The following is a 20,360-nucleotide window of genomic DNA, read 5'->3' as shown; positions in this document are numbered from 1 at the left end:
TAATAGAAATTGGGGTGAAGGTTACGACATGGATCGACATATTCTTCAATTGCTGCAGGAAGGTTCTACCTCTGTTTCTAATATATTGTTAAAAAAATACAAGCGAATGTCTCTTTCAGACGAGGAGATGATGCTGATCATCCACCTCCTCTCCTTTCAACAGGAAGGGAATCGCTTTCCGACCTTGCAGCAGTTAGAGGAGCGCGTCTCAATGTCCGGTTTGCGGCTGATTCAACTCCTGCAGAAGCTGCTGAAGGAGCAGTATATCACCATCGACGAGGATGTCGATCCGCAGAGCGGCATGCGCTACGAAAGCTACAACCTGGAACCGCTGTACCGCCGTTTGTACCACTGCCTGCAAGAAGAGCGGAAGGTGCTTAACGAGTCGGTGCTGGGTATCGGTACGGGTTTGAATATGGTGTCGGCGCAGGAATACGGCACAGGGCTTTATTCGCAGTTTGAACAGGCCTTTGGACGGCCGCTCTCGTCGATCGAGATCGAAACCCTCCATATCTGGGTAGAGGAAGACAAATACTCCGAAGAATTGATCCTGGCCGCGATGCGGGAAGCGATATCCGTCGGCAAACTTTATATTCGATACATAGACCGCATATTGTTGGAATGGCAGCGACAGCAGATAAAAAGCGCGGAAGAGGCCCGCAACTACAGTCTGCGCCGCCGCCAACCGCAAAAACGGGACCATAGACAGCCGCTTTGAACACTCAAAAGCGGCTGTTTCTTTTTGCCGGGAGTACCCCCGCCCAGTTTTTTTCATACGATAAACAAAGAGGAGGTAGCGTCTATGAACAGACAAAGGCGAAGCAGGCAGCCGGACGATTCGGTTGCTTTCCACGGAATGTTTCCCCTGGAAAAAGGAGTCGGCCAGGAGAGCTTTGCCGCGAAAGCGACGGGGCATAACATCTCAGTGCTAAACAAAGAACTGCAGGAGAGGGTCGAACAGCTGGAAGAGGAGCTCGACCAGCTGCAAAAGGAAATCGGCCGGTGGGAGCAGCGCCAAAAGCGGTTTGAAGAGGAGGCTTCCAAAGAGCGGACTCAACTGTACCACGCTGTCCTGTCCTTGAAAAAAGAGTGGGAAGCATATCGACATGAAGCAAAATGATTGAGCGGCAGGTGTTTCCAGGAGGGCTTGGATCGGCGGCGGGCTCGCACTGTCCTGGCAGGCGAACCACTCCCGCCGCCAAAATGGCGGTTCATGCGGGAAGCGAACTGGCAGGCATTGACGGCAGGAAGATAATGGTTTACGTTTAAAAAGAGCCTGCGCCGCTAAGCGCGAATAGAACGGGCGGCTCCTATCCGATAATGGGTGTATGGCTGTTTTGTTGCTGTGATTTTATCGTAAACCGAAGGAGTGAACGAGATGAACAAGAGCAAGGCGCTCCCGAAACGGAGCGAAATTCCTGCCGAATACAAGTGGAAACTGGAAGACATGTACGCGTCTGACGCGGATTGGGAAAAGGATACAGCAAAAGTAAAAGAACTGATCGGACAGATGAAGCAAAAAGAGGGAACCTTGGCCGAGTCCGGCAAGCAATTATTGGAGGCGCTCACGCTGCAGGACGAGTTGACCAAAACGATGGACCAGGTTTACGTATACGCTCGCATGCGGCGTGACGAAGATAATGCCAATGCGACCTATCAAGCGCTGACAGACCTGGCGACCGGGCTGAGCACCCAGGTATACGGAGCGTTGGCATTCATCCAGCCGGAGATTCTGGCCATCCCCGATGACCGGCTCTCCCAGATGATCGAGAGTGAGCCTGGACTTGAGCACTACCGTCTTCTCTTGGAAGAGATCACGCGCTACAAACCTCATACCCTGTCCGCTGCCGAGGAGGCGTTGCTGGCGGAAGCGAGTGAACTGGCGAACGCTCCTTCCACGATCTTCAACATGCTGAACAACGCCGATATCAAATTCCCGATGATCAAAGATGAGCACGGGGAAGAAGTGGAGTTGACAAAAGGAAGGTTTATCCAGTTTATGGAAAGCAGGGACCGCCGTGTTCGTCAGGATGCGTTTAACGCGCTGTACGCGACGTATGGACAGCATCGCAACACGATTGCCGCCACTTTGACGTCTGCGGTGAAGCGGGACGTCTTCTACGCCCGGTCCCACAAGTTTGACTCTGCCCTGCAGGCCGCGCTGTTTTCCGACAACATCGATATCTCCGTCTACGACAACCTGATCGCGACCGTACGGGAACACCTCCCGTTGATGCATCGCTATGTTGCCCTGCGCAAAAAATTGCTCGGTGTCGATGAATTACATATGTACGATTTATACGTGCCGATCGTCCACGAGGTGGAGATGGAGATCCCCTATGAGCAAGCAGTGGATACCGTTACCGAGTCCCTCCATCCGCTTGGCGACGAGTACCTGCAGGTGCTGAAAAAAGGCTTTCACTCAGGCTGGATCGACGTCTATGAAAATCAGGGAAAAACCAGCGGCGCTTACTCCTGGGGCACGTATACGGCCCATCCGTACGTCTTGATGAATTATCAGGACAACCTCAACAACATGTTTACCCTGGCACACGAAATGGGCCACGCTCTGCACAGCTACTTTTCCAATACCAACCAGCCCTATACGTATGCCGACTACCGCATTTTCGTCGCTGAAGTGGCTTCGACATGCAATGAAGCGCTGCTGATGCACCACCTGCTTGAGACGACGAGCGATAAGACGACGCGGATGTACCTGATCAACTACTATATGGAGCAATTCCGCGGCACGCTTTACCGCCAGACGATGTTCGCCGAGTTTGAAAAGGCGATTCACGCCAAAGTGGAAGCAGGCGAAGCGTTGACAGCCGACTCGCTGAACCAGCTGTACCGTCAGCTCAATGTGGAGTACTACGGCCCGGACATGGTTGTCGATGAGCAGATCGATTTGGAATGGGCAAGGATTCCCCATTTTTACAACAACTTTTACGTGTACAAGTACGCTACGGGATTCTCTGCCGCGACGTCGCTGTCCAGGCAGATTCTCGAGGAGGGACAGCCCGCGGTTGAACGCTACCTTGGGTTCCTCAAGAGCGGCGGTTCCGACTACCCGCTGGAGCTGCTGAAACGGGCGGGGGTAGACATGGCCTCCTCCGAGCCGATCAGCGAGGCGCTGGCAGTGTTTAAGGAGCTGCTGGAGCAGATGGAGGAGTTGGCCGGGGCGTAAGGTTTCGGTGCAGGGAATATATTTGCCGATAGTGCGGCGTTGGGAGGATCATCCGCCCGACGCCGTTTTTACTTGCAACGAATGCCTTCAGTAGGGTACGGTTTCAAACCAATTTTACGACACAAATAAAAAACTTTGTTTAGTACCTTGCAATATACAGTACCGAATGATATGATTTTCTTGCTGCAAGAATATGTCATTGCACAGTACCTCGTAATGAACAGTACTTAATAACAACACTTAACTATAGAGGTGATGGGCGCTTGAATGTCCAGTTTAAAAAAGGGGTGCTGGAACTGTGTGTGCTCGCCCTGACGGTACGAAAAGACAGGTATGGCTACGAATTGGTCAACAGCATCTCGGAGAAGTTCGAGATCGCTGAGGGGAGCGTCTACCCGCTGCTTCGCCGCTTAACCCAGGAGGGGTACTTTTCTACTTACCTGGTGGAGTCAAGCGAAGGGCCGCCGCGCAAGTACTACCAGCTCACGGAGCGGGGAAGAGAGTATGTGTCCGAGCTGGTAGCGGAGTGGAGGGCATTTTCCCGGGGAGTAGACCAATTAATCGAGGAGGGTATCGGCAGTGAAGAGGGCTGAATATATAGGAACATTGGAAGTTTTGCTCAAGGTTCTTCCGGAAGTGGAGCGGCGCGATATTTTATACGACTACGAGGAACACTTTACGATTGCGATGGAAAGCGGAAAAAGCGAGGAGGAGGTATGCGAGGCGCTGGGGCAACCAAAAGCGATCGCAAAGGAATTGATCGCAAACCACTACATCGGCAAGGCAAAGGAGCATATCTCGACGGTCAATGTCGTAAGAGCGACACTTGCCACGATCGGGATGGGATTCTTCAACCTTCTGATCGTAGCAGGGCCGCTGTTGGCTGCCATGGGAGTCCTGGTCGCGCTGTATGCCGCGGCACTGGCGCTGATCATCTCTCCGCTTGCTCTCGTCGGCGAATACATGTACAACGGGTTGCGTGCAGGGATCGGGCCGATTTTTTGGGTGATGACGACCTGCAGTCTGGGGCTTTTGCTGGGCGTCGGGATGATCTGCCTGACGAAGCGGCTCTATCGCTTGTTTCTCAAATACCTGCAGTTGAACGTACGCATAATCAGGGGGAAGTAAAATGGATCAATTGTTGAAAAAAGTGACCACCGTGGCGCTGATCGGTTTGGCGATCGGGGTGTTGGGAAGCGTCGCGGCTTTTTTGACTGAGGGCTTTCCGGCGATGCATTCGCTTGAGCGTCAGTTGTTGGTTGAGGCTAATCAGGACGCCGCCGTGATACAGCGGATGGAAGTGATTTCGGACGCTGCCGACATCGCGATCTTGCCGGGTGCCACCGATCGGATTGAAGTGAAACTGTTCGGAGACGAGAAACGCAAAGAGCAGTATCAGTTAGCAGCCGAAGCAGCGGATGGAGTATACCGGGTGACGGCAAAGACGCTGCAGGATACTTTGAAAATCGGGTTCTCGCCAGGAGTAAAAATGGAGATTAGGCTTCCAGAAAAAACGTTTGAAGAGGTCAAAATCGATTCGAAAGCGGGAGATATTACCCTCAAGGAAGTCAAGGCAAGACAGGCAGCGGTTTCCTCACTCGCCGGAGACATCGACATCAACGGTTTTTCTGGTGACGCGCTGGATGTCGTACAGAAGGCGGGCGATCTGTCTGCTCAAAAGATAGCCGCGGGGCTGTCCGTCAAAAATAACGCGGGGGACGTCGCCATCGTGATGGACGAGATCACGAAAGACATTCAAGTCGAGTCATCTGCAGGGGATATCGTATTGTCAAGCGTGAATGCCCTATCGTCGGCACAGGTTCACCTCAAAACGTTCGTGGGAGATGCTGCAGCAAATGCTTCGGGCATGCTCTTTCAAAAGGTATCGGACAACGAGGTGACCGGAGCGATCGGAACCGGGGGACCAGTCGTGTCCTTACAGACAAAAATGGGCGATGTGCATTTCAGTGCAAAGTAAAAACCTTCTCTTGAGGCGGTGAAAAATCAGGCAGGATTGGGGCAAACTACCTGGGAATATGGGAAAACCAGGAGGAGTTTGCCTTGCCGGACGCCAAAAAGCGGGAAGCCTTCGTCTATATTGCTCTGCTGTGCCTTTTGACTGTAAGCCTGATCGCCATTTACACGGCGACGCGGGAGTACACAGGCCAGAAGTACGTCGTCAAACAGCTGATTTGGGCGTGCTTGGGAGGCGGGCTGCTGCTGTTCTTGCGCAACTGTGACTACCACCGGTTGTCGCGGTATTCCATCTGGCTTTACGTAATGGGCATCGCTTTTTTGCTCAGTGTCTTTCTTCTGGGAAAAAAAGTAAACGGTGCACTCAGTTGGATCAACCTCGGCTTTGTCAGCGTACAGCCTTCTGAACTGGCCCGCATCACGACTCTCTTCCTTTTGGCCCGGTTGTATGAACAACAGCAAGGGGTGTTTCACCGCTCTTGGCCGCTGCTTCAGGTCTTGCTGGTCTTGATGATTCCGATGGCCACCCTGTTGCTTCAACCCGATTTGGGGATGGCGCTGGTCTACCTGTCGATGCTGGGATGCTTTTTTGTGCTGACCAAGCTGTCCCGGTGGATGCACGCCGGAGCGCTGCTGTGCTGCATGCTGCTGGTGATCGGACTGTACTCGCTGCACAGCATTTCGCCCCGCATCTTTTACGAGGTGGTCCGGCCTCATCAATTCGAGCGGCTCACCTCGTTTTTGCACCCGGAAGCGGATCCGCTGGGCAGCGGATATCAGTATATCAAAGCGAGAAAAGTAGTGGGCAGCGGTCAATTGAGCGGGACCAATCTCCTCCGGCTGCTGCCGATGGCAGGGGGACGTCTGCCTGAACAGCATACGGATTTTATTTTTGCCGTAATCGCCCAACAATGGGGATTTATCGGTGCCAGCGTGCTGCTGTTGTTATACCTGCTGCTGTTTTACCGGCTGGTTCAATGGGCGATGGCGACGCCTGATCCGTTTGCCGCTTTTTTTATCAGCGGCATGGTGACGATGTGGGCCTTCCAGATCTTTGTCAATATCGGCATGAATATCGGTCTGTCCCCGATCACGGGATTGCCGCTGCCGTTTGTCAGCTACGGCGGCAGTTCGCTGGTCACGAACATGCTGGCACTCGGGCTGATCGTCAGCATGAAGGAGCCAAAGCCGGACTGGTCACTGGAGTAACGCCCGAAGTGATCCTATTTCCGCCTTAAGTCGGAGACGAGATCAATCGCTTGACTGTTTTAACCGACCGGAAAAAAAAGCCAAAATAGAGAACGGAATATATGGTCAAGATGTGGAGGAGTTAGTGTGAAAAAAGGGATGATTCTGGCAACGGCGATTGTGCTGGCTGTTGCCACCGGCTGCTCGGAAAAGCAGGGAGCGGATGCCGGCACGGAAGAAAAAACGCAAAAAATCGTAAATGTGTTTACGGTAACCCGAGAGACAGGACCGATCCCGCTTTTGGCCGCCGGTATCGCCGAGGCCAATCGGGAGGCTGTCCTGTCGTTTGGCGTCAGCGGGAAAATAGCGGCGGTGAACGTCGAAAAGGGCTCCCGCGTAAGCGAGGGACAGCTGCTTGCATCGCTTGATGCCGGTTCATTCCAGCAAGCGGCGGCCGCAGCAGATGGACAGGTGCAAGAAGCATCTGCACGCAAATCGCAGACGATGAAGGGAGCCTCGGAAGAAGCAATCGCTCAGCAGAGGTTGTCCATCGAAAGCGCAATCCAAAAATGGGATAAAGCTGCAGAAGAGCTGGATCAGAAGGAAAAGCTGTTCGCCGGGGGAGCCATCTCGCAAAGCGAGCTGGACGATGCCAGGAGGGCGAAACAACAGGCACAGATCAGTGTGAAGAATGAACAAATCTCCCTGGACAAAATGCTAAAAGGAGCCGAAGCAGCAGATATTGCCAGCGCGAATGCCAGCGTTCAGCGGGCGGCCAGTGAAGCCGCTCAGGCGAGAAAGACGCTGCAGGATGCCAAGATCATCGCTCCTTTTGCCGGAAGTGTCGTGGAAGTGACCCAACAGGCGGGTGAGTTGACCGGTCCCGGCCAAGCCTTGATCCATTTGGTTGACCTGACGAAGGTAAAGGTGACGCTGAAAGTAACTGGCGATGTCGTCTCCCAGTTCCAAGAGGGAAAAAGCGTCTCGATTACAGGTGAAAGCGGCCAGAAATCAACAGGGACCGTCACATACGTCTCGCCGGTCATCGACGAAAAAACCGGAAAGTTCCGAATTGAGATCATTGCACCAAATGACAGCGGCGAGTGGCGGGGCGGCATGGTGGCCAATGTAGAGTTTCCCCGTTCTATCAAGGGACTGGTTGTGCCGCTGTCAAGCGTTGGCCTCCATGAGTCGGAGCGCTATGTCCTGGCTGTGGAGGACGGCGTGATCAAGCGGCGCACCGTACATACAGGGCAGCTGCTCGGCGACAAAATGGAAATTCTGGACGGGATCCAGCCGGGGGATCAGTTGATTACGAACGGCATCACGTACTTTGTTGAAGGCGAACGAGTGGTCGCAAAAGGAGAGTAGTCATGGAAAAACTGATCACCTTTTTTCTGAAGCGAAAACTGATTATCTACCTGCTCACATTCCTGATCGCTTTTGCCGGGATTGCCTCTCTGGTCAGCTTTAAGGTAGAACTGGTACCGAAAATCGATACACCGGTCGTCAATGTCTCTATCTCCGGCGGATCGCTGCCCGCTGAGGAAATGGAAGAAAAGATCACCAAGAAAGTGGAAAAGGAACTGAAGGGCATCCCCCACGTAAAAGAGATTGCCTCGACCTCGAGAACCGGCCGCACTTTCATCTCAATTACGACCGACGAAGGCAAGGGCGAATCGGTCAAGCAAGAGGTGCAGAGCATCGTAAACCGCTTGCGCAACGGGTTCCCCAAAGAGGTCAAGGATGTCGAGATCAGTCAGGATGAGATGGGCGGCAGCAGCTTTTTAATGAATGTTGCCCTGTCTGGCGCGGATGCCCGGACGCTGTTGAACCTCGGACAGACGACGATCAAGGAGCAGTTGGAAGAGATCCCAGGCGTAAGCAAAGTAGAGATGTACGGCGGCGGAGTCGACAACAAGATTCAGCTCACCTTTTTGCCGGAGGTGCTCATCGCCTACGGCATCACGCCGCAGGAAGTCTTGGCCCAGCTGCAGTCGGCCAATTGGCGGCAGGCGGTCGGAACCTTGGAGAATCCCGGTTACAATACAGTGATAGAGGTTGACAGCAGATTTAAGACGATTGAGGAAATCGCTGAATCGCCGATCAAGACCGAGCATGGCGTCGTCCTGCTGGAGCAGCTTGCGAGTGTGAGGGATATGCGCGGCGTCAATGACGACGGGATGAACCTCTACCAGGGAAAGCCGTATATCGGCATGGTCATCTACCGCAGCGAGGATGCGGATATCATCAAGACGCATGAAGCGGTAACCCGGGTAATTCAGCAGGTAAACCGCGACGCGGGCGGACTGTATCAAATCACCCCGATCGAAGAGGGCGCCTCCTACATCAAGGATTCCGTCAGCAACTTGAGCCGCGACGTGATGATTGGCGGTGCGCTGGCGATCATCATCCTGTTTTTCTTCTTAAAAAATTGGCGGGTGACGCTGGTGATCGCCGCCACGCTGCCGCTTTCCGTCCTGATGACCTTTGTCGCCTTAAAGGTGGGCGGCTACAACATCGACATGGTTACCCTGCTGTCGCTCAGCCTTTCTGTCGGCCTGATCGTCGACGCTGCCATCGTCGTGCTGGAGAGCATCTACCATTTCCGCGAAAAGGGGGAACCTTTGACAAGGGCAATCGTCCTGGGAACGCGAGAGGTCATCACCCCGGTATTTTCCTCCCAGATTACGATCATCGTCGTCTTTTTGCCGCTCGTGCTGGCCGATTTCAGCCCGTTTCTCAAGCCGATCCTGGCGACGATTGCTTTCACCGTGACGGCAGCGATTGTCTCTTCTACGATCGCGGCGTTTTTCTTCGTGCCGATCCTGTCAGACAGTTTCCTGAAACGGGATAAACAAGTCTCTCTGGAGGGGGCGGGCGGCAGTCAGCGCACCTTGATCGTCCGTTTCTTCTCCCGGCTCCTGAAGGTGGCGCTGTCCCACCGGATCAAGACAGTCATGCTGGCGGCACTGCTCTTCTTCAGCGTGATCCCGCTTGCGGGCTTGATTCGCTCCGGTTCTGGCCTGACCGTTAACGAGAACTTTATGGCGGCTTCGCTGATCATGCCAAAGGGGACGTCATTTGCAGACAGGCAGCAGACGGCCCTGGCGGCTCAGGCCGAGCTGCAGACCATTCCCGAGATCAAAGAGCTTTTTCTCGATGCGGACAAGGAAAAGGCTCAGTTTTTCATCAAATTGGTCGGCAAGTCGGAGCGCTCTCGCAGCCTGGAGCAGATGACGGAGGACGTCAATCGACATTTGCAGGGGATCAAAGGTGTAGAGCGAGTCGAGATCAGCATCGGCGGCGGAGGATCGGCCCCGCCTATTCAACTGCAGGTGAAGGGAAAAGAGCTGGAGCAGCTTCGGCAGTCGGCTGCCAAGGTACAGGATATGCTGCTGACGATACCCGGCGTGCAGAACGTCCGCGACGATTTCAGCGAGGGCTCGGAGAAAATCTCCCTGATTCCCAAGACGGATGTCATGGAACGGCTGGAAGTGGACGCCGTGATGCTGGTCAGCCAGCTTGGCGGCATCATCGGGGAGCAGACCGCGGGTACGATCACCCAGGACGGCGTCGACCTTGATATCGTGGCCCGGTACCCGCAGAGCTGGATGCAGCATCCCGACCAGCTGCGGGATATTTCGATCAAAACCAAGACAGGAGCCGAAGTTCCTCTGTTGGCTCTTGCGGATTGGAAGTACTCCAAGTCGCCTGTTACCATCAGGCGCGTGGAAGGAGAGCGAGTCGTGACGGTCTTGGCCGAACTGATCGGGAGCGACCTGGGATCGGTCAACAAGCAGATCGCAGAAAAGCTGAAGCAGCTTCCGCTCCCTGCTGGATACAAGGTGGAGGCAGCCGGCGATTTGAAGGCGCAAAACGAAAACACGAGCAGCGGCTTGTTCGTCTTCCTCGGTTCCCTGGCCCTGATCTACATCATCATGGTGGCGCAATTTGGCCGCCTGCGGCATCCGTTCATCATCCTGCTGACGGTGCCGATGGCCATCGTCGGGGTGGTGGTCGCCTTCGCGGTCACGCAGCGCACATTTGGCGAGATGGCCCTCATCGGGCTGGTCATGCTGATCGGGATTGTCGTCTCCAATGCGATCCTCTTGATTGACCGGATTAATCTTTTGAGGTCGCGCGGACTCGACCTGCAGGAAGCGATCTATCAGGGCACCTGCGAGCGGATCCGTCCGGTGCTGATGACCAAGTTGACTGCGATTCTCGGCATGCTGCCGATGGGCTTGGCGTTTGCCGAAGGCTCTGATTTTGAAGCGCCGCTGGCGACAGCGGTGATCGCTGGATTAATCTTCCATACACTGGTCACACTTGTGCTGGTGCCGGTCCTTTACTCGCTGTTTGAGGGTTTCGATTCCTGGCGCCAGGGTCGCAGGGAAAAGCGGCTTGCCAACAAGGAATCCAAGCGCGGCGAGAAGCTTCCCGCAGGGGAGCAAACCAGTATTCCCATGCCGGAAGTGTAGAATAGCCCTGCACGCTCCCGTCCAATCTGTGGTAAAATGGCAGTATCATACAGCAGCCTCATATGAAAGGGAGACTCGGGATGAGTAAAGAAAGTTCGTTTGACATCGTTTCACAGGTAGACCTGTCAGAAGTGACCAACGCCATTCACATCGCAATGAAGGAGATAGAGAACCGCTTCGACTTTAAAGGCAGCAAAAGCAGTATTTCGCTAGAGAAGGAAGAAATCGTCCTCGTATCCGATGACGAGTATAAGCTGGGCCAAGTAAAGGACGTCCTGCTCGGCAAGCTGATCAAGCGCGGCGTCTCGGTGAAAAATCTGGAGTACTCCAAGCTGGAGCCCGCAGCCGGCGGCACCGTGAGACAACGGGCCAAGCTGGTGCAGGGGATCGACAAGGAAAACGCCAAGAAAATCAACACGATCATCAAGGAGGCCGGCTTGAAAGTCAAAAGCCAAATCCAGGATGACCAGATTCGCGTTACGGGAAAGAGCAAGGACGATTTGCAAAAGGTGATTGCCGCCATCAACCAGGCGGATTTGCCGATCGAGGTGCAGTTTATCAATTATCGCTAAGCATGCGGCAAGAGGACCTGCGCGGTCCTCTTGTTTTTTTGTAGACAGTTATTCTATCTCTCCTGACTATTGCGTATGCATGTACAAATAGGCAAGAAAGGGAGAGTCGATTGATGAAGGTATTCATAATTAAACTTCGCAGCTTGATTATTGGGGTATCCGTGTTCCTGTTCGTGTTGATCGCGGCCCTCGTACTGCTCCTGCGCGATCCCTTGGACGTATCCAGTTCGTACAGCAAAGAGGAGGACAGCATCCCTGCCTCGGCCAATATGATGCCGGAAGAGACCGGACCGAAACCGACCATCACGCTGGACGTGAATGTAGCAGGGACAGAAGCTGAAGTCAAAATGCTTACCGATCACTTCGCATTTACCGAGGATGAGGGGAATCCTGTTCACGGACAGGGGCACGCGCATGTATACCTGGACGGCCAATTGTTGAAAATGCTGCATTCGCCCGATTTCAAGTTGAAAAAGCTGCCAAAAGGCGAGCATGTGCTGCGTGTTGAGCTTGCCTACAGCAACCACTTGCCGTACAGGGTGGCCGCCGAAAAGATCATCAATATCGAATAGGGCATATCGCCGTCGTAACGGCAACAAAGGCTCTGCCATGAATTTTGGCGGAGCCCGTTTTCTTTCATGTCTGGCAGCAGGATTTTCTTCGGCTTTCGCCGAAAAATAGTCTGAGTAATCTGGAAAAATGGTGTAAAGGGGTTGAACGGGTTTGAACACATTGCGATCCATTACGATCGGCGACTTGCTCGATGAAACGGCGGAGCGTTACCCGGAGAAAGAGGCCGTTGTCTACGTGGAACGGAATCTGCGGTACACCTATTCGGAATTTCAGCAGTTGTGCAATCAGGTTGCCAGAGGTTTCATCTCCCTTGGGATTCAGGCGGGGGAGAACATTGCGATCTGGGCGACCAATGTGCCGGAATGGGTGACGGCCCAATTTGCTACGGCTAAAATGGGTGGGGTATTGGTAACCGTGAATACCAGCTACCGGGTTCACGAGCTGGAGTACTTGCTTCGCCAATCAGAATCGACAACCTTGCTCTTGATCGAAGGATTTCGCGGGGCAAGCTACCTGGAAATGATTCGGGAAATCTGCCCGGAGCTTAATGATTGTGAACCGGGACAGCTTCGTTCAGCCCGTCTACCTCACTTGAAGAACGTCATTTACATCGGCACGGAGAGGCAGCCCGGCATGTTCCTGTGGAGTGACCTTTTGGAGAGCGGACTGGCTGTAAGCGAAGAGGAGCGGATCGACAGACAGCGGTCGCTGCATCCGGACGATGTGATCAACATGCAGTACACATCTGGTACGACCGGCTTTCCCAAGGGCGTAATGCTCTCACACAACAACATCGTCAACAATGCGATCATGGTAGCTGGCTGCCAGAACCTGGGTCCCGCAGACCGCCTATGTCTTCCCGTCCCGTTTTTCCACTGCTTCGGGTGTGTGATGGGGACGATGGGATGCGTGGCGACAGGCGCTACCATGGTGCCGGTCATCAGCTTCGATCCCGGTGTCGTGCTGTCCGCCGTGGAAAGCGAGAAATGTACGGCATTATACGGTGTCCCTACGATGTTCATCGCGGAGCTGAACCATCCCGATTTTGCTTCCTTCGACCTCTCTACGCTGCGAACGGGGATCATGGCGGGCTCGCCCTGTCCGATCGAGGTGATGAAGAAGGTCGTAGACACGATGGGCATTCGCGAAATCACGATCGCATACGGACAGACCGAAGCGTCCCCTGTGATCACCCAGACCCGGCCGGACGACAGCATTGAACGGCGTGTCTCGACCGTTGGCCGGGCCCATGACGGAGTGGAAGTGAAAGTGGTCGACCCGGCGACCGGAGTAACGCTTCCTTGCGGGCAGCAGGGAGAACTCTGCACACGCGGTTACCTGGTGATGAAGGGGTATTACAACATGCCCGAAGAAACCGATCAGGCGATCGACGCGGACGGCTGGCTGCATACCGGTGACTTGGCAACGGTCGACGAAGAAGGATATTTCCGCATTACCGGCCGACTGAAGGACATGATCATTCGCGGCGGAGAGAACATCTACCCGAGAGAGATAGAAGAGTTTCTCTACTCCCATCCCAAAATCCTCGATGTACAGGTAGTGGGCGTTCCCGATGAAAAGTTCGGGGAACAAGTGCTGGCCTGCATCAAGGTAAAGGCCGGGGAGGTACTGACGGAAGAAGAGGTAAAAGCGTATTGCGAGGGGAAAATCGCCCGGTACAAAATTCCCCACTACATCCAGTTTGTCACCGATTACCCGATGACCGCATCCGGCAAAATCCAGAAGTTCAGACTGCGGGAACAGGCCATCGCCGCCTTTGGATTGGAGCGGGCAAGCGATACGGAAACCGCATAGGTAAAAACAAGCTGCCCCGGTTCGCATCCGGGGTATTTGATTGTAGGGTGATTGATGTTTTGCCGATAGGCCAGTATGCTGGTAGGGCTGAGGCACTTCGTCATCAAGAGAAGCAAAAAAAAGATAGAGGAGCAGATGTGTCTGTCCTCTATCTTTTTTTGCCGGAAACGCTAGGCAAGCTGCCGTTTGGCTTCATAGGCGGTGATTTTGTCCTCGTGCTGCAGCGTCAGGCCGATATCGTCGAGGCCGTTTAACAGGCAGTAGCGGCGATAGGAATCTACTTCGAACGGGTAGGATAAGCCGTATTGATCGACAACCTGCTGCTTCTCAAGGTCGATCGTCAGCTGGTAGTTGTCGTACTGGCCCGCCCGTTTGAACAGCTCTTCTACTTGCTCCTCCGACAGTTTGATCGGCAGGATGCCGTTTTTGAAGCAGTTATTGTAAAAGATGTCGGCAAACGAAGGCGCGATGATCGCCCGGAACCCGTAGTCAAGCAATGCCCAGGGAGCGTGTTCGCGGGAAGAGCCGCAGCCGAAGTTATTGCGGGCCAAGAGAACGGTTGACCCGGCGTAGCGGGGCAGGTTCAGGACGAAAGAATCGATCGGCTGGCCCTCTGGGGTAAAGCGCCATTCGTAAAACAAGAACTGGCCAAATCCTGTCCGTTCGATCCGTTTGAGAAATTGTTTGGGAATGATCGCATCGGTGTCTACGTTAACCCGGTCGAGCGGGGCTGCGATCCCGGTATGAATGACAAATGGTTCCATATTTATGCCTCCTCGTAAATTCTGTTTATACAGTCGCGGTTTCTTTCAACCATTCGCGCACGTCGACGAAATGGCCGGCGATAGCGGCTGCGGCAGCCATTTCCGGACTGACCAGGTGAGTCCGGCCGTCGCGTCCCTGACGACCTTCAAAGTTGCGATTGGATGTGGACGCACAGCGTTCGCCCGGTGACAGGATGTCAGGATTCATCGCCAGACACATGGAGCATCCGGATTCGCGCCACTCAAAGCCCGCTTCGATGAAGATCTGATGAAGTCCTTCTTTTTCCGCCTGTTCCTTGACGGCTTGCGAACCGGGTACGACCATAGCATGTACGTTCTCGGAGACGCGGCGGCCTTTTGCTACTGCCGCTGCGCTGCGCAGGTCTTCAATCCGGCCGTTTGTACAGGAGCCGATAAAGACGCGGTCGATTTTAATCTGGTTCATCGGCGTGCCAGGTGTCAGGCCCATGTAGGCGAGGGCGTCTTTAGCTGCCTTTCGTTCATTGGCTGTCGCAAATTGTTCTGGATCGGGCACGACATCTGTGATCGAAGTACCCATGCCTGGGCTCGTACCCCAGGTAACTTGCGGGGCGATTTCATTGGTATCGATTTCTACCCGATGGTCGTAAGAAGCTCCCGGATCGGTACAGAGCTGCTTCCAGCCCTCTACGGCAGCGAGGAAATCCTCGCCCTGCGGAGCGTGACGGCGACCTTTCAGATAGGCAAAGGTGGTTTCATCCGGAGCGATCAGACCTGCCCGGGCTCCAGCTTCAATGGACATGTTGCAGACGGTCATGCGCTCTTCCATCGTCAGCTTGCGAATGGCATCGCCGGTGTATTCGATGACATAACCGGTAGCAAAATCGGTTCCGAATTTAGCGATGATTGCCAAAATCAAATCTTTTGCAGAGACGCCCGGCAGCAGATCTCCTTTGACGTGGACTTCCAGCGTTTTCGGTTTGTTCTGCTGCAGACACTGAGTGGCCAGCACGTGCTCCACTTCGCTGGTGCCGATGCCAAATGCCAACGCGCCAAACGCGCCATGAGTGGAAGTATGGCTGTCGCCGCACACAATGGTTTTGCCGGGAGTGGTAAGACCGAGCTCCGGTCCGATTACGTGGACGATCCCCTGATCCGGGCTGTTCAGGTCAGCCAGCGGGATACCGAATTCGGCACAGTTTGCCGTGAGGGTCTCCATCTGCTGGCGGGAGATCGGGTCTTTCACGTTGAACCGATCGGTCGTCGGAACGTTGTGGTCCATCGTCGCGAAGGTCAGATCTGGACGGCGAACCTTCCGATTGGCCAGACGGAGTCCTTCAAAAGCCTGCGGTGAGGTAACCTCGTGGACGAGATGCAAATCGATGTACAGCAGACTTGGCTTGCCGGACTCTTCGTGAATCACGTGCTGATCCCAGATTTTTTCAAACAGGGTGCGTGGTTTCATATTCGTGTTCCTCCTTGCAAATTTCAATCCAATAGAAACTTGTTCGTATTTTCTTTCTATATTTTTATCATGTTTGTTTTCATAGGTCAAAGATATAATAATTATAAAAGCGATAGGTTTCAATTATAGGGGAGATGGATTATGGAACTGAGACAAATTCGCTACGTACTCGCCGTCGCCGACGAGCGCAGCTTTTCCCGGGCGGCTGCCCGGCTGCACCTGGCCCAGCCGTCGCTCAGCCAACAAATTGCCAAGCTGGAAAAGGACTGGGGAGTTCTGCTATTCCATCGTTTTCCGCAGCAGGTAGAACTGACGGACGCCGGGGAGCGATTTGTCAAGGCAGCCCGCATGATCCTGGATCAAGCAGACGGTTTGGAGCGGGAGATGCGGGCGTTTGCCAGCGGGCAGTCCGGAAAGCTGTTGATCGGCAGCTTGCCGATTACCGGGGTGTACGTCCTGCCGCCGGTGATCTCGGCGTTTTCCAGCCAGTACCCTGGGGTGGAGCTGCAGCTGATCGAGGAGACGTCGAGCAAGCTGGAACACTTGTTAGTCAGCGGCCAGCTGGATTTCTGCCTGCTGACTTTGCCGATCGAAAATCAAAGCCTGGAGATCGAAAAGGCGATCCGCGAGGAAATCTACCTGGCCCTGCCGCCGCAGCATCAATGGGCCCAGCGGGAGGAGTTGGATGCGGCGGAGCTTGCCCGCGAGCCGTTCATTCTCTTAAAGCAAGGGCAGGGATTTCGCCAGATCTGCCTGAACATTTGCGAAGAGGCAGGATTTTGGCCCAATGTCGTGTTTGAGAGCAGCAACATCCAAACGGTGCAGTCGCTTGTCGCCGCCGGGATGGGGGTTTCCTTCGCGCCGGAGATGATCACCCGTTCCGTCTGGTCGACACAGCCGCCGCGTTACGTTCGCCTGCGCACCCGTCCGACCCGCACGCTGATCATCGCCTACCGAAAGGACCGTCATCTGTCACAGCCAGCCCGGGCGTTTATCGAGCAGGTACACAAGGTCTGGCCGGAGAAGTGAAGTGTCTCTCATTCGCGACAAGCGCTGTCGGATGTGCTACACTAAACGCAGAAAAGAATCAAGGAGATGATTTTCCGATGAAAGAAATACACACGCAAGCGGAATTTGATCAAGCGATTGCTTCATCGAAACCTGTTGTGGTGAAGTTTTATACAGATTGGTGCCCGGACTGCCACCGAATCGATCCTTTCATGCCCGAAGTAGAGGAGGCTTACAAAGAAAAGCTGGACATGGTCGCTATCAACCGCGACAAGTTTCCGGAGCTGTCCGAACAGCTGATGGTCCTTGGTATCCCCAGCTTCATCGCGTTTCAACAGGGCAAGGAACTGGTCCGCTTCGTCAGCAAGCTGGGCAAAAGCCGCGAGGAAATCGAGCAATTTCTCGACCGTACCGTACAGGTAAGCGAAACCCTTAAACAAGCATGATTAAGATGAAGAAAGACGGGGAATGGCTCGTCGGTACCCTGACTGAAGGTGAGGAAGGCGTGCCGTTCGGGCCATTGCTTCGCGACGTCTGGGGCTTCCCGCGCAAGCTTGCCCACCTGCTGTTTCAGCATAAGGAGATCATGGCAGACGGGCGTCCCGTTACGCAGCTGCAGCAAGCCGAAGCAGGACAGGAGCTGCGCATGCGGGTATGTGTGCCGGAGCCGTTCGGCGTTGATCCAGTCGCTGAACCGGTCGACGTCCTGTACGAGGATGACCATCTGCTCATCGCAAACAAACCTGCCGGGATGCTGCTTCACCCGACGGAGGTACAGCATGAGCGGACGTTGGATCACCTGGTCGCCGGCCATTTTGCCAAGCTCGGCTTGCAGGCCAAGGTACGACATGTCCATCGATTGGACCAGGATACTTCTGGCGCTGTCCTGTATGCCAAGCATGCCCTGGCTGCCGCCCTGCTGGACGAAAGGCTGCGCCGCCGTGAGGTAAAACGGCATTATCACGCCTTTGTTCACGGTATCGTGGCCAAGGAAGCGGGAACAATCGACGCTGCCATCGGCCGCGACCGGCATGTGCCTGGCAGGCGCAGGGTAGTGCCGCAGGGCGAGTCCGCGGTGACGCATTACCGCGTCGTATCCCGATATGAGCAGGCGACTCATATTGCCTGTCAATTGGAGACGGGGCGAACCCACCAGATTCGCGTGCATCTCTCCCATCTCGGCCATCCGCTGATTGGCGACAAGTTGTACGGGGGGCGGGCAAATGGCATCTCCCGGCAAGCCTTGCACGCCCGCAGGCTTGAACTGGTTCACCCGTTTGGCGAGCAACCGGTATGCGCAGAGGCAGCCTGGCCGGATGACATACGCCGGCTGGAAAAATACCTGAGACGATAAAGGAAAGGGACGCCAAACAGCGTTCCTTTTCTTTATTGATGGGTGCCGTTAACAATTGGATCAAGCGTATTCGTTCGCAATACAGCTTGCAAATTGTTCCCGAAGCCATTCCTCGTCTAAATTGCGGCCAATGACGGAAAAGTCGTATGGTTTAAATTTTAAAGGAAGCTGCCTTTCCCATCACCATCACCATTTGATTTGTGTTCATTGCGAAAAAAAACGCTGACATTCGACTACTGGCCCATCAGTTCCTTCCCGTACATGAATCGAGGCTGTATACTGTTGAAATAAACCGATACTGTGTTTTTCGTGACGTAAAAAATAAAGTCACCATACCGTATGGATAGGAGAAAGAAAAAAGATGAATTTGTCGACAAACCAAGTACCACTGTCACGGAAGAAGGAGATTTTTCCGCTCTCCCTCTTATGTCTCACTGTGGGAGCCTTTGCCATTGGCATGACTGAGTTTATCATTATGGGCTTGCTGCCTAATGTGGCCAACGATCTTCACGTGACGATCCCGCAGGCTGGGCAGCTCATTACGAGCTACGCGCTCGGTGTCGCTGTCGGCGCACCTGTTCTAACCGTACTTACCCACCGTATCCCGCAAAAAAAGCTGCTCATGCTGCTGATGTGCATCTTCATTGCGGGCAACGCATTTTCTGTGGTGGCACCCAATTACTATCTGCTGATTGCAGCACGTGTTCTGACTGCCTTTGCACACGGAACCTTCCTGGGTGTCGGATCGCTTATCGCGGCCCGGCTCGTCCGGCCGGAGAGGCGAGCGAGCGCCGTATCGATGGTACTGGCCGGACTAACTGTGTCTAATATCATCGGTGTCCCATTCGGAACCTTTATCGGCCAACAGCTGGGGTGGAGAGCATCGTTCGGGGCGATCACCGTACTGGGGATCCTTTCGCTGATCGGGATAGTCCGCTTCATCCCTGAGATCCGGCAAGATCGGCCTTCCAGTCTGTCCCAGGAATTTCGCAGCTTGGTCAATCCGCAAGTGCTGCTCGTGCTTCTGACAGGAGCGCTCGCTTGCGGAAGCCTCTTCTCCGTGTTTACCTATATTACACCTATGCTGATGTCGATTAGCGGCTTCGCCGAACACAGTGTAACCTGGATTCTGGTCTTGTTCGGCTTCGGGGTTACGATCGGAAATATCGTCGGCGGCAAACTGGCGGACTGGAAGCTGATGCCCTCGTTAATGGTAAACTTTGCGGTATTGGCGGTCATTCTTATCTTGTTAACCCTGACGTTCCCAAACCCGTATCTGGCCGTCATCAGCGTCTTCTGCTGGGGTGTCGCAGCTTTCGGCGTCATGCCGGGCATTCAAATACGCATCATGAATTTATCGCATGAAGCGCCGCTGCTCTCAGCTACTTCCAGCCACTCTGCCTCGAACCTGGGCAATGCCGGTGGAGCTTATCTCGGCGGGCTGGCCATTACCTATACGGGTCTGACTTCCTTGCCATGGCTGGCAGCGGCTCTTGCAGTCCTTGGGCTCGTCGGTGTGATGATTAGCTATGGAGTGGAGCGGAAGGTAACGATGAACACACGGGTATCGATCCACCGGTGAACCTCCCTNACGGGTCTGACTTCCTTGCCATGGCTGGCAGCGGCTCTTGCAGTCCTTGGGCTCGTCGGTGTGATGATTAGCTATGGAGTGGAGCGGAAGGTAACGATGAACACACGGGTATCGATCCACCGGTGAACCTCCCTCACTTACTCGCTAACGCGAGTTGAAGTCGGGGCTTCTTACCATGGGCAACTTCATGTACCGATTGTAGACAGGGATTTGCCCGATCTACTCCATATCCAAGTACGGGGTATCTATGAAGTTGCCTTAGTAAGCAACCGATGTCTTTTTAGACATCGGGGGCGGAACAGCCCATCTACTACTTTTTGCCTATGCAATCCGTAGATACTTCCTCTTGCTCTCCACATCGAAATGCAGGAATTCGCCAAATAATGCTTGGCTAAGGATATTCCTG

At 54.3% G+C, this 20,360-nt stretch carries 18 protein-coding genes; 16 read left to right on the top strand and 2 right to left on the bottom strand.

Features of this window, described 5'->3' with window-relative positions; translation table 11 throughout:
- Positions 1-28 precede the first annotated feature (28 nt).
- The 12 genes from ACI7RC_RS26340 (at position 29) to ACI7RC_RS26285 (ending at position 13,793) form a co-directional block, all read left to right on the top strand.
- On the top strand, positions 29-718 hold the full coding sequence (locus ACI7RC_RS26340) for a DnaD domain-containing protein (RefSeq protein ID WP_408111132.1): 690 nt from the start codon (positions 29-31) through the stop codon (positions 716-718).
- A gap of 84 nt (positions 719-802) precedes the next feature.
- Positions 803-1,120: a hypothetical protein gene (locus ACI7RC_RS26335; protein ID WP_408111131.1), complete on the top strand. Its 318-nt coding sequence runs from the start codon at positions 803-805 to the stop codon at positions 1,118-1,120.
- A gap of 258 nt (positions 1,121-1,378) precedes the next feature.
- Positions 1,379-3,187, top strand: coding sequence for an oligoendopeptidase F (pepF, locus tag ACI7RC_RS26330; RefSeq protein ID WP_408111130.1), 1,809 nt, complete (start codon positions 1,379-1,381; stop codon positions 3,185-3,187).
- 263 nt (positions 3,188-3,450) lie between these two features.
- Complete coding sequence (locus ACI7RC_RS26325; protein WP_408111129.1) at positions 3,451-3,780, top strand: PadR family transcriptional regulator; 330 nt, start codon at positions 3,451-3,453, stop codon at positions 3,778-3,780.
- Positions 3,767-4,315 (top strand): HAAS signaling domain-containing protein, encoded by a 549-nt coding sequence (locus ACI7RC_RS26320; protein WP_408111128.1) that lies wholly within the window; start codon positions 3,767-3,769, stop codon positions 4,313-4,315. Before ACI7RC_RS26325 ends, ACI7RC_RS26320 begins: the two co-directional genes overlap by 14 nt.
- A 1-nt stretch (position 4,316) precedes the next feature.
- The gene (locus tag ACI7RC_RS26315; protein WP_408111127.1) at positions 4,317-5,165 is read left to right on the top strand and encodes a DUF4097 family beta strand repeat-containing protein; all 849 of its coding nucleotides are present in this window, start codon (positions 4,317-4,319) and stop codon (positions 5,163-5,165) included.
- Positions 5,166-5,248: 83 nt separating this feature from the next.
- Positions 5,249-6,370, top strand: a complete 1,122-nt coding sequence (locus ACI7RC_RS26310) for an FtsW/RodA/SpoVE family cell cycle protein (RefSeq protein WP_408111126.1) — start codon at positions 5,249-5,251, stop codon at positions 6,368-6,370.
- Positions 6,371-6,496: 126 nt separating this feature from the next.
- A complete protein-coding gene (locus tag ACI7RC_RS26305) occupies positions 6,497-7,720 on the top strand; it encodes an efflux RND transporter periplasmic adaptor subunit (RefSeq protein ID WP_408111125.1) in 1,224 nt (407 codons plus the stop codon).
- A 2-nt stretch (positions 7,721-7,722) separates the two neighbouring features.
- Entirely contained in the window at positions 7,723-10,833 is a 3,111-nt protein-coding gene (locus ACI7RC_RS26300; RefSeq protein ID WP_408111124.1) for an efflux RND transporter permease subunit, read from the top strand.
- 80 nt (positions 10,834-10,913) lie between these two features.
- Positions 10,914-11,405 (top strand): YajQ family cyclic di-GMP-binding protein, encoded by a 492-nt coding sequence (locus tag ACI7RC_RS26295; protein WP_408111123.1) that lies wholly within the window; start codon positions 10,914-10,916, stop codon positions 11,403-11,405.
- A gap of 113 nt (positions 11,406-11,518) precedes the next feature.
- Positions 11,519-11,977, top strand: a complete 459-nt coding sequence (locus ACI7RC_RS26290; RefSeq protein ID WP_408111122.1) for a hypothetical protein — start codon at positions 11,519-11,521, stop codon at positions 11,975-11,977.
- A 160-nt stretch (positions 11,978-12,137) separates the two neighbouring features.
- On the top strand, positions 12,138-13,793 hold the full coding sequence (locus ACI7RC_RS26285; protein WP_408111136.1) for an AMP-binding protein: 1,656 nt from the start codon (positions 12,138-12,140) through the stop codon (positions 13,791-13,793).
- Positions 13,794-13,963: 170 nt separating this feature from the next.
- Here ACI7RC_RS26285 and leuD read toward each other — a convergent pair whose 3' ends face one another.
- Together leuD and leuC are read right to left on the bottom strand one after the other, a co-directional pair.
- Positions 13,964-14,557 carry a 3-isopropylmalate dehydratase small subunit gene (gene leuD / locus ACI7RC_RS26280; RefSeq protein ID WP_408111121.1) on the bottom strand — a complete coding sequence of 198 codons (594 nt, stop codon included), beginning with the start codon at positions 14,555-14,557 and terminating at the stop codon, positions 13,964-13,966.
- A 25-nt stretch (positions 14,558-14,582) separates the two neighbouring features.
- Positions 14,583-16,001, bottom strand: a complete 1,419-nt coding sequence (leuC, locus tag ACI7RC_RS26275; RefSeq protein ID WP_408111120.1) for a 3-isopropylmalate dehydratase large subunit — start codon at positions 15,999-16,001, stop codon at positions 14,583-14,585.
- Between the two features lie 141 nt (positions 16,002-16,142).
- Between leuC and ACI7RC_RS26270 the strand changes: the two genes are divergently transcribed.
- The 4 genes from ACI7RC_RS26270 to ACI7RC_RS26255 all read left to right on the top strand — a co-directional run bounded on the left by ACI7RC_RS26270 (position 16,143) and on the right by ACI7RC_RS26255 (position 19,945).
- Positions 16,143-17,030 carry a LysR family transcriptional regulator gene (locus ACI7RC_RS26270; RefSeq protein ID WP_408111119.1) on the top strand — a complete coding sequence of 296 codons (888 nt, stop codon included), beginning with the start codon at positions 16,143-16,145 and terminating at the stop codon, positions 17,028-17,030.
- A gap of 77 nt (positions 17,031-17,107) precedes the next feature.
- Positions 17,108-17,455, top strand: a complete 348-nt coding sequence (locus ACI7RC_RS26265; protein ID WP_408111118.1) for a thioredoxin family protein — start codon at positions 17,108-17,110, stop codon at positions 17,453-17,455.
- Positions 17,452-18,363, top strand: coding sequence for an RluA family pseudouridine synthase (locus ACI7RC_RS26260; protein ID WP_408111117.1), 912 nt, complete (start codon positions 17,452-17,454; stop codon positions 18,361-18,363). Before ACI7RC_RS26265 ends, ACI7RC_RS26260 begins: the two co-directional genes overlap by 4 nt.
- Positions 18,364-18,724: 361 nt before the next feature.
- Positions 18,725-19,945, top strand: coding sequence for an MFS transporter (locus ACI7RC_RS26255; protein ID WP_408111116.1), 1,221 nt, complete (start codon positions 18,725-18,727; stop codon positions 19,943-19,945).
- Positions 19,946-20,360 lie beyond the last annotated feature (415 nt).

Source organism: Brevibacillus sp. B_LB10_24, from assembly GCF_046036945.1.
Classification (GTDB): Bacteria; Bacillota; Bacilli; order Brevibacillales; family Brevibacillaceae; genus Brevibacillus_C.
Note: the sequence above shows the minus strand (reverse complement) of the source record. Positions and strands in the feature narration are given on the sequence as shown.